The following is a 9727-nucleotide window of genomic DNA, read 5'->3' as shown; positions in this document are numbered from 1 at the left end:
GGCCCGCCCGACGAGGGCGGGCCGGCCGGCATCCCCCGCCCCCGTACCCGAACAGGACTGATCGTGGACTTCACGCGTACCGAGACCCAGGCCGCCGTCGCCGAGGCGGTGGCCGGCGCGCTGTCGACGGCCGCCCCGGCCGAGGAACTGCTCACCGCGCTGCCCAGCCGCAGTGTCGACGACGCCGGCTTCGACGAGCGCCTCTGGTCGGCGTTCGCCACCTCCGGGCTGCTCTCGCTGGGCCTGTCCGCAGCGCTCGGCGGCGACGACCTCACGCCCGCCGACATCGCCGTCGTGCTCGAGGAGGTCGGCCGCGCCGGCGTGGTGATCCCCGCCCTGGAGACGCTGGGCCTGGGCGTACTGCCGATCGTCACCCTCGGCACCGCGGACCAGCAGAAGCGACTGCTCTCCGGCATCGAGGACGGCCGTATCCTCACCGCCGCCGTCGCCGAGCCCGGCAGCCCCCTGCCGCTCGAGCCGACCGTGCGCCTGGATGGCGGGACCCTCACCGGCACCGTCACCAGCGTCCGTTACGCGGCCCAGGCCCGCGCGATCCTCGTGCCGGCGTCCACGCCCGAGGGCGCCGTCCTCGTCGTCGTCGCCCCTGACGCCCCGGGCGTCACCCTGACCCCCACCCTCGGTTCCCTGGGCGTGCCCGAGTACGCGATGCGGTTCGAGGCCACCGAGGTCGACGACGACGACGTGCTCCGCGGCGCGGGAACGGGATCGGTCCTCGAGGAGTTCCGGCGTCTCGTCCTGGCCGCCTGTATCGCCCACGGTGACGGTCTCGTGGCCGGCGCGCTGGAGATGACTGCCGGCTACCTCAAGGAGCGGGTGCAGTTCGGTAAGCCGCTCGGTTCGTTCCAGGCGGTGCAGCAGGAGCTGGCGGACGTCTACATCGTCTCGCAGACGCTGCACGTGATCGCGCAGTCGGTGGCGTGGCGGATCTCCGAGGGGCTGGCCGGGCCCGGTGACCGCTACGAGACCGATCCCACGATCGGCGCGTACTGGCTGGCCGCCGAGGGGCCGCGCGCGGTGCAACTCCTGCACCACCTCCACGGCGGCGTGGGCGTGGACGTCACGTACCCGATGTTCAAGTACTCCTCGGCGGTCAAGGACCTCGCCCGCTTCGTCGGCGGCGCGCAGCTGCACCTCGACGCGCTGGGCGCGGCGATCGCCGCCGACCCGGTGGAGCAGGTGGCCCCCGCCTCCGGCGACGCGATCGCCGCCGACGCCGACACCGACGCCGACGCCGCGTTCATCGACCTCACCGCCGAGCAGCGCGCGCTGCAGGCCGAGCTGCGCGAGTACTTCTCCACCCTCATCTCGCCGGAGGAGGCCGCGGACATCGCGACCACCCGTCACGGCGACACCTACGCGGAGATCATCAAGCGGATGGGTCGCGACGGCTGGCTGGGCGTGGGCTGGCCCACCGAGTACGGCGGCAAGGGCTTCGGCCATATCGAGCAGCAGATCTTCACCAACGAGGCCACCCGCGCCGACGTTCCGCTGCCCTCGGTGACGCTGCAGACCGTCGGCCCGACGCTGCAGAAGTACGGCACGGAGAAGCAGAAGGAGAAGTTCCTCCCAGGGATCCTCGACGGGACAATCCACTTCGCGATCGGGTACTCCGAGCCCGACGCCGGCACCGACCTCGCCGCGTTGCGCACCACGGCCCGCAAGGACGAGGCGACCGGCGACTGGATCATCAACGGGCAGAAGATGTGGACCACCGGCGGACACCACGCCGACTACATCTGGCTCGCCGCCCGCACCGGCACCCCGGACTCGCGCCACCGCGGGCTGACGATCTTCATCGTGGACACCACCGATCCGGGTTTCTCGTTCACGCCGATCATCACCTGCGACGGTGCGCACCACGTCAACGCCACCTACTACTCCGACGTGCGCGTCCCGGCGGACATGGTCGTTGGCGAGGTCGACGGCGGCTGGAAGATGCTCACCACGCAGCTCAACCACGAGCGCGTCATGCTCGCCCCGTCGGGCCGGCCGGGCGGGTACTACGACGAGCTCGCCGCCTGGGCCCGCGGCACCGGTGCCGACGGCGTGCGCCACCTGGACCGGCCCGAGGTGCGGCGTGGCCTCGCGGAGATCTTCGCGATCGTCCGGCTCAACGAGCTGCTCAACTGGCAGGTTTCCTCGACGGGCGACAACCCGTCGATGGGCGACTCCGCCGCGTCGAAGGTGTTCTCCACGGAGAAGATCCAACACGTCGGCCGGATCGTCGAGGAACTGCTCGGCCGTTTCGGCGACCCCACCGACCCGGACACCGCGGCGCTGCAGCGCTGGTTCGACATGATGAACAAGCGCAACGTCGTGATCACCTTCGGCGGCGGCGTCAACGAGGTCATGCGCGAGCTGGTCTGCATGGGCGGCCTCGGCATGCCCCGCACGGCGCGCTGACGCCGGCCCCGTCCCGCCAGCGCAGCCCCGCTGCGCATCCACCCCGACGAGAAGGCACCCATGAGTGACGACACGGTGTTCAACGACACAGTGACCGACGAGCGGGCCGCGCGCATCCTCGCCGCGGCCGACGAGGTCAAGGCCTCCGGCGGCAGCGCCCGCCGCGCGGGCCGCGACCCCATCAACCTGCCGATGATCCGCAACTGGACCGAGGCGATCGGCGACACCAACCCCATCTACGAGTCCGAGGAGGCGGCCCGCGCGGCCGGTCACGGCGGACTCGTCGCGCCGCCCGCGATGGCCCAGGTGTGGACCATGCGCGGGCTCGGCAAGACCCGCGAGGCCGACGACCCGCTGGGCCGCATGACCGACATCCTCGACGCCGAGGGCTTCACCTCGGTCGTCGCGACCAACTGCGACTCCACCTACCACCGGTACACCCGCCCGGGCGAGGAGGTGACCATCGAGTCCGTGCTGGTGGACGTGGTGGGTCCCAAGACCACGGGCCTGGGCGAGGGTTGGTTCTTCACCACCCGCAACTACTGGCGGGTCGGCGACGAGGTCGTGGCCGAGATGGACTTCCGCATCCTCAAGTTCCGCCCGCCGGCCAAGGCCGCCGACACCACCGAGCCGGCCGAGCGGCCAGCGTCTGAGCAGCGGATCGTCGCCAGCTCCGGTTCGGCGACTGACGACCTGGTGGTGGGTAAGGTCCTGCGCCCGTCGGTCTCGCACGACACGCAGTTCTTCTGGGACGGCGTCGCCGCCCACGAGCTGCGCATCCAGAAGCGTGAGGACGGCTCACTGCAGCACCCGCCCGTGCCGGCGCTGTGGAAGGACAAGTCCGAGCAGACCGACTACGTCGTGTCCTCCGGCCGCGGCACCGTGTACAGCTTCGTGGTCCATCACGCCCCGCGCGTGCCGGGCCGCACGAAGTTCCCGTTCGTGATCGCGCTGGTGGAACTGGAGGAGGGCGTGCGCATGCTCGGCGAGCTGCGCGACGTCGACCCGGCCGAGGTCCGCATCGGCATGGAGGTTGAGGTGGAGTTCCTCGACATGCCGGGCGACGAGTCCGAGGACGCGGCCTTCGGCACAGATCCGTGGACGCTGTACGCCTGGCGACCGGCCGGCGCACCCACGGTGGACCGTCAGAGGCCCGAGGTCCGGGAAGGGGCCGTCAAGTGAGCGAGAACAGTGCAGTGACCGACGTGATCTGCCCCGCCGAGCCGCCCGCCGCGCGAGTGGGGGACCGGCTGCCCGAGCTGACCATCGAGGGGACGCCGACGTTCATCGTCGCCTCGGCCCTGGCGACGCGGGACTTCCAGGACGTCCACCACGACCGCGACCTGGCCCATGCCAAGGGCTCGAAGGACATCTTCGTCAACATCCTCACCGACACCGGCCTCGTGCAGCGGTACGTGACGGACTGGGCGGGCCAGCGCGCGCGCATCACCTCGATCAAGTTGCGCCTGGGTGTGCCCTGGTACGCGTACGACTCCCTCACCCTCACGGGTGAGGTCACGGGGATCGACGACGACGGGCTGGTCACGCTGAAGATCGTCGGCACGGACTCGCTGGGCGCGCATGTCACCTCGACCGCGACCCTCTACATGAACGGAGACCCGCAGTGAGCTCCCTCGCGGACAAGGCGTCGATCGTCGGCATCGGCGCGACCGATTTCTCCAAGGACTCCGGCCGGTCCGAGCTCCGGCTGGCCGCCGAGGCCGTCCGCGCGGCGGTGGCCGACGCCGGACTGCAACCGTCGGACGTCGACGGCCTGGTGTCGTTCACGATGGACACCAACACCGAGATCGCCGTCGCCCGGGCCGCCGGGATCGGCAGCCTCAACTTCTTCTCGCGCATCCACTACGGCGGCGGCGCGGCGTGTGCGACGGTCCAGCAGGCGGCGATGGCCGTGGCGACCGGCGTCGCGGAGGTCGTGGTCTGCTACCGCGCGTTCAACGAGCGCTCGGGGATGCGCTTCGGTCAGGTCAACTCGGCGCTCGTGCACCAGGTGAACTCCTCGGGCACGGACAACGCGTTCTCCTACCCTCACGGCCTGTCCACCCCGGCCGGGTTCGTGGCGATGGTCGCGCAGCGCTACATGCACGAATACGGCGCGACGAGCGAGGACTTCGGCCGGGTCGCGGTGGTGGACCGCAAGCACGCCGCGGTCAACCCGGCGGCGTTCTTCCACGGCAAGCCCATCACGCTGGAAGACCACCAGAACTCGCGCTACATCGCCGAGCCGCTGCACCTGCTGGACTGCTGCCAGGAGTCGGACGGCGGGCAGGCGATCGTGGTGACCACTCCCGAGCGGGCCCGCGACCTGCCGCACAAGCCGGTCTCGATCGCGGCCGCGGCCTCGGGCTCCGGGCCGGATCAGTACATCATGACCTCGTACTACCGCCCCGAGCTCGCGGGCCTGCCCGAGATGGGGATCGTCGGCGACCAGCTGTGGAACCAGTCCGGCCTGCGGCCCGAGGACATGGACATGGCGGTGCTGTACGACCACTTCACGCCGTACGTGCTCATGCAGCTCGAGGAGCTCGGCTTCTGCGGGCGCGGCGAGGCCAAGGACTTCGTCCGCGAACCCGGCGCCCTCGAGGTGGGCGGGCGGCTCCCGCTCAACACCCACGGCGGCCAGCTCGGCGAGGCGTACATCCACGGCATGAACGGCATCGCCGAGGGCGTGCGTCAGCTCCGCGGAGACTCGGTCAACCAGGTCGCCGGCGCCGAGAAGCTCGTCGTCACCGCCGGGACCGGCGTGCCCACCTCGGGACTGGTCCTCACCGTCTGACCCGGTTCACCGGAAAGTCACATCACATATATGTGATCGGCGTTAGGGTGGGGGCATGACCACCGCCAGTCGCCCCACCGCCGCCGGTGCCGTCCGCGGCCCGACGCTCCACGACGTCGTGGGCGACGCCGCGTTCCTGGCGGGGGCGCCCAGGCGGTTCCTCATGGAGATCGCCCTGCAGCCGGTCGGGCACGGCGTCGCCGACCACAGCCGGGCGCTACGGGACCCGGTCGGGCGGTTCCGCAACACCACCGCCTACATCTACCTCGTGGCGTTCGGCTCCCCGGCCGAGCGGGAGGCGGTGGTCCGCATGGTCAACCGCGCCCACCGGCCGGTGCGGTCGGCGCCCGGGGCGGAGGTCGAGTACTCGGCCTTCGACCCCGGGCTGCAGCTCTGGGTGGCCGGGTGCATGTACTACGGCGGGCGGGACATGTGGCAGCGCATGTTCGGTCCGCTCGACGACGAGGCCGCCGAGCGGCTCTACCGCGAGTTCCAGACCTACGGCACGTCGCTGCAGGTCCCGCCGGAGGACTGGCCGGCCGACCGGGCGGGCTACGACGCCTACGTGGCGCGGACCCTGGACGGGATCGAGATCGACGAGCGGGTGCGTGAGTACGGGGCCAGGCTGCTCGACCCGTCCGGGCACCCCCTGCCGGTCCGCCCGGTCTTCCGCCTCATGCGCTTCATCACCATCGGGCTGCTGCCCACGCAGCTGCGGGACGCGTACGGCTTCGCCTGGAGCCCGGTCGACGAGCGCCGGTTCAGCACGCTCATGGCCGTGGGGGCGCGCCTGTACCGCAGGACGCCGCGCAGGGCTCGCGAGCTGCCCAAGGACCTGCTGCTGCGCGCGTCCCGGAAGGCCGTGGCCGCGCACGCCTGACTCCGCCCGCAACCCGGACGCGGCCCGACGCGCGCCCGTGTCAACGGCTCAGCGGCGCAGGCACCCGCGGACGAACGACCCGATGTCGCGGACCGCGACCCGCGCCTCCGGGACGAGAGGATGGAACACCTGGAACACGTGGAACTGGTCCGGCCACAGCTGGAACTCGTGGCGCACGCCGTGCTCGGCGAAGTTCTCCGCCATCCGCTCGATCCCGCCCCGGAAGATCTCGTGGCCGCCGGCCTGGATGAGGAACGGCGGCCAGTCCGGCGACGGCTCGTAGTTGATCGGGGAGATGGCCGGATCGTCCGGGTCCACCCCGGGCGCGTACTGGCGTCGGCACAGCTCGGCGAGACCCAGGGCGAGGAACGGGTCCTTCCGCGCCCGATCACGCTCCGTCATGTCCGTGAAGTCCAGGTCGATCCAGGGGGAGAGCAGTACGACACCCGCCGGCATGGGCGCCCGCGTCCTCTCGAGGTGGGCGACCAGCTGCAGGGCGAGGTTGCCCCCGGCGGAGTCGCCGGCGACCACGATGTTCTCGGCCGGGAACCCCATCTCGATCAGCCACTCCCAGCCGGCGATCGTGTCCTCGGTGGCCGCCGGATGCGGATGCTCGGGCGCGAGCCGGTAGTCCGGCAGGAAGACCGGGACACCGGTCTCGCTGGCGATCCGGGACGCGAGCGCCTTGTGCGACCACGGTGATCCGAACGTGAAGCCGCCACCGTGGACGTGGTAGATCACCTTGTCGGAGTCGAAGAAGCGCTTGCGGCCCACCCACAGTCCGGGCACCGGCCCGTCCGACGACCAGTCGTTGGTGTTCTCCAGCGCGGCGGCTCGGCCCGCTCCCGAGGTGAGGGTCCGCAGCCGCCCGAGAGAGGCGTCGGTCGCGGGCATCCGGTCCAGGGCGGGGCGCACGAAGAGGCGCAGGGCCTCGGCGAGGCCGCGCGAGCGGAGCGTCCCCTGTTCGGCGGGGCCCTGGAGGACGGGCCCGCGTCGGGACGGCCGGTCGGCCTCGCGGTCGGACGAACGGCGGCCGTCCTGGGGGACGTCGCCGGACCCGGTCGAGCGTGGCAGTCGGAGGCCGCCGTCGTACGGCGGGCCGGGATGTCGGGGCCGTGATCCGCTCATGTGCGCAATGTAGACGCTCGACCGACGGTGGTCACCCGTAACCATGCCCGGAGGTATGTCGCGAGGTGGAACTGGTTGCAGTAATGTCCGATTGTCGCTGCTCAGGCCCCGGTCTGGACATGAGAACAAGTTCAGGCCACAATGTGAGAGCAGACACACACCCGCCGCTCTTAAGGACCTGCCCCGATGACCGACGCAGTTGCCGATCAGTCCACCGATCCCCTCGCCGGAACCAACCCGGACATGAACGAAGCCGCCGTGTTCGAGGCCGTGGTCGACAAGATCCCGGACAACCTGCTGCTCACCATGGACGGTGTCGACTACACGTACCGGCAGATCGACGAGCTCGCCAACCGGATGGGTCACCTCCTCAAGGCCTACGGCGCGGAACCGCTCAGCCACGTCGCGCTGTACATGAAGAACAGCACGGTGCACATGGCCGCCATCGTGGCGTCCATGAAGATCCGCGTGGCCGGGATCAACGTCAACTACCGCTACACCCCGGCCGAGCTCGTCTACCTGTTCAACGACTCGCAGTCGGTCGCCGTGATGGTGGACGCCGAGTTCGCCGAGACGATGGCCGCCGCTGTGCCGCAGCTGACCAGCACGCGCACGGTTCTCGCCGTCGGCGGGACGCCTCAGGTCCTCGTGGACGCGTGTGCGGCCGCCGGTCTCACCCTGGTCGACGTCGACGCCGAGCTGCCGGAGCAGTCGTCGGAGCGCGATTTCGAGCCGGCCCGCGGTGACGACCACTGGATCGTCTACACCGGCGGCACGACCGGGTTCCCCAAGGGCGTCCAGTGGGAGATGTCGGACTACTACTACGCGTGCCTGTCCGGCGGTAACCCCTACGGCGACAAGCGGCACAGCCCGCAGGAGGTCGCGGACAACGTCTCGCCCGACGGCGGCTTCCGCGTCGTCATCTCCGCCCCGCTCATGCACGGCGCCGGACTGTTCACGCTGCTGACCTTCGTGAACATGGGCGGCCACCTGATCCTGTTCCGTGACTTCGACGCCGAGGTCATCGTGGACGCGACGGCCGAGTACAAGGCCGGCATGCTGATGTTCGTCGGCGACGGGATGGCCGTGCCGATCACCGAGGCGCTGCTCGAGGCCAAGAAGACCAAGGACTTCAGCTCGCTGTTCATGGTCGCCTCCGGCGGCGGCATCTGGTCCAAGACCTCGCGTGACCGCCTGCACGAGGAGTTCCCGAACGTCATCATCCGCGACAACTTCGGCGCCTCCGAGACCGGTAACGACGGCGAGCTCAACCTCAACGAGGACGGCGAGATGATCCTGGCGCCGACCCCGCGCCTCGGTCTGATCGACGAGTCCAACCAGCCGATCGCCCCCGGATCCGACGTGGTGGGCTACATCGTGCGCCGGGGTCACGTCCCGCTCGGTTACTGGAACGACCCGGAGAAGACCGCCAAGACCTTCCCCGAGGTCGACGGTCAGCGGGTCGCGGTGCTCGGCGACATGGGCCAGATCCGCGAGGACGGCTCCATCGTGTTCCTGGGCCGCGGCTCGGGCTGCATCAACACCGGCGGCGAGAAGGTCTTCCCCGAGGAGGTCGAGCAGGCGCTCAAGGCCCACCCGGCCGTGCACGACGCGCTGGTCGCCGGCGCCCCCGACCCGCGCTTCGGCCAGAAGGTCGCCGCGGTCGTGTCCTTCCGCGAGGGCAAGTCGGCCGAGCCGGAGGAGCTCTCCGCGTTCCTGCGTGAGTCCCTGGCCAACTACAAGATCCCCAAGGTGATCGTCGACGTCCCCGAGATCCGCCGCTCGCCCGCCGGCAAGGCCGACTACAAGTGGGCCAAGGAGCAGATCTCCACCCAGTGACGCGCGATCAGTGACGCACGAGAACTGACAGCCCCCGGCCGGGTCCGCACCAGCGGGCCCGGCCGGCGCGCGTCGCGGGGAACGTGCGTCACGGGGGAGCGTGCGCCGCGGGAAGCGTGCGTGGCGGGGCGCGGTCAGCCGGCGGACAGGATCCGCTCCACCGCACCCATCGGCACGGGGACCCACCCGGGCCGGTTCCGTGACTCGTAGACCACCTCGTACAGGGCCTTGTCCAGCGTGTACGCCCGCAGCAGCGCCCCGGAGTCGCGGGGATCGACGTCGCTGACCTCGGCGTACCCCGAGCAGAAGGCGTCGACGTTGCGGTCACGCCACTCGCGGGCCCGGAAGCGCAGCTGCCGGTCCTCCACGCCGACGAGCGTGTGCTGGGCCGCGTAGTCGAGACTGCGCAGGATGCCCGCCACGTCGCGCGCCGGCGAGTCCGGCACCCGCCGCTCGGCCAGGGGCGCGGCCGGCTCGCCCTCGAAGTCGATGACGATCCAGCGGTCCGGCGCCCGCAGGGTCTGTCCGAGGTGCAGGTCGCCGTGGATGCGGTGCACGCGCACCGGTCCGGAGCCGGCGACCTCGTCGAACACCGCGCGCGCGGCGTCCGCGAACTCCGCCAGCGCCGGCACCTCGGCCACCGCCGCGTCCAGCCGCGC

Annotated in this window: 7 protein-coding genes and 2 pseudogenes; 7 read left to right on the top strand and 2 right to left on the bottom strand. The window is 71.0% G+C overall.

The window, feature by feature from the left end; translation table 11 throughout:
• Positions 1-63: 63 nt before the first annotated feature.
• The 6 genes and pseudogenes from G6030_RS16860 to G6030_RS06290 form a co-directional block, all read left to right on the top strand.
• Positions 64-1104 (top strand): annotated as a pseudogene (locus tag G6030_RS16860) (acyl-CoA dehydrogenase family protein); the annotation flags it as partial.
• Positions 1105-1221: 117 nt separating this feature from the next.
• Positions 1222-2424, top strand: coding sequence for an acyl-CoA dehydrogenase family protein (locus tag G6030_RS16855; protein ID WP_347238595.1), 1203 nt, complete (start codon positions 1222-1224; stop codon positions 2422-2424).
• Between the two features lie 60 nt (positions 2425-2484).
• Positions 2485-3606, top strand: a complete 1122-nt coding sequence (locus tag G6030_RS06305) for a bifunctional MaoC family dehydratase N-terminal/OB-fold nucleic acid binding domain-containing protein (protein WP_187701584.1) — start codon at positions 2485-2487, stop codon at positions 3604-3606.
• A 26-nt stretch (positions 3607-3632) separates the two neighbouring features.
• Complete coding sequence (locus G6030_RS06300) at positions 3633-4052, top strand: MaoC family dehydratase (RefSeq protein ID WP_347238594.1); 420 nt, start codon at positions 3633-3635, stop codon at positions 4050-4052.
• Complete coding sequence (locus G6030_RS06295; RefSeq protein ID WP_182642541.1) at positions 4049-5221, top strand: lipid-transfer protein; 1173 nt, start codon at positions 4049-4051, stop codon at positions 5219-5221. Before G6030_RS06300 ends, G6030_RS06295 begins: the two co-directional genes overlap by 4 nt.
• A gap of 55 nt (positions 5222-5276) precedes the next feature.
• Complete coding sequence (locus tag G6030_RS06290) at positions 5277-6101, top strand: oxygenase MpaB family protein (RefSeq protein WP_182642540.1); 825 nt, start codon at positions 5277-5279, stop codon at positions 6099-6101.
• Positions 6102-6149: 48 nt separating this feature from the next.
• On the opposite strand, the gene G6030_RS06285 is transcribed toward G6030_RS06290, so the two are convergent.
• Positions 6150-7229, bottom strand: a complete 1080-nt coding sequence (locus G6030_RS06285) for an alpha/beta hydrolase (RefSeq protein ID WP_182642539.1) — start codon at positions 7227-7229, stop codon at positions 6150-6152.
• A 186-nt stretch (positions 7230-7415) separates the two neighbouring features.
• On the opposite strand from G6030_RS06285, the gene G6030_RS06280 reads away from it, so the two are divergent.
• Positions 7416-9068 (top strand): AMP-binding protein, encoded by a 1653-nt coding sequence (locus G6030_RS06280; protein ID WP_182642538.1) that lies wholly within the window; start codon positions 7416-7418, stop codon positions 9066-9068.
• 134 nt (positions 9069-9202) lie between these two features.
• Here G6030_RS06280 and G6030_RS06275 read toward each other — a convergent pair.
• A pseudogene (locus tag G6030_RS06275) lies at positions 9203-9727 on the bottom strand (hypothetical protein); the annotation flags it as partial.

The sequence above is a fragment of the Dietzia sp. E1 genome, from assembly GCF_014145015.1.
Lineage (GTDB): Bacteria > Actinomycetota > Actinomycetes > Mycobacteriales > Mycobacteriaceae > Dietzia > Dietzia cinnamea_A.
Note: the sequence above shows the minus strand (reverse complement) of the source record. Positions and strands in the feature narration are given on the sequence as shown.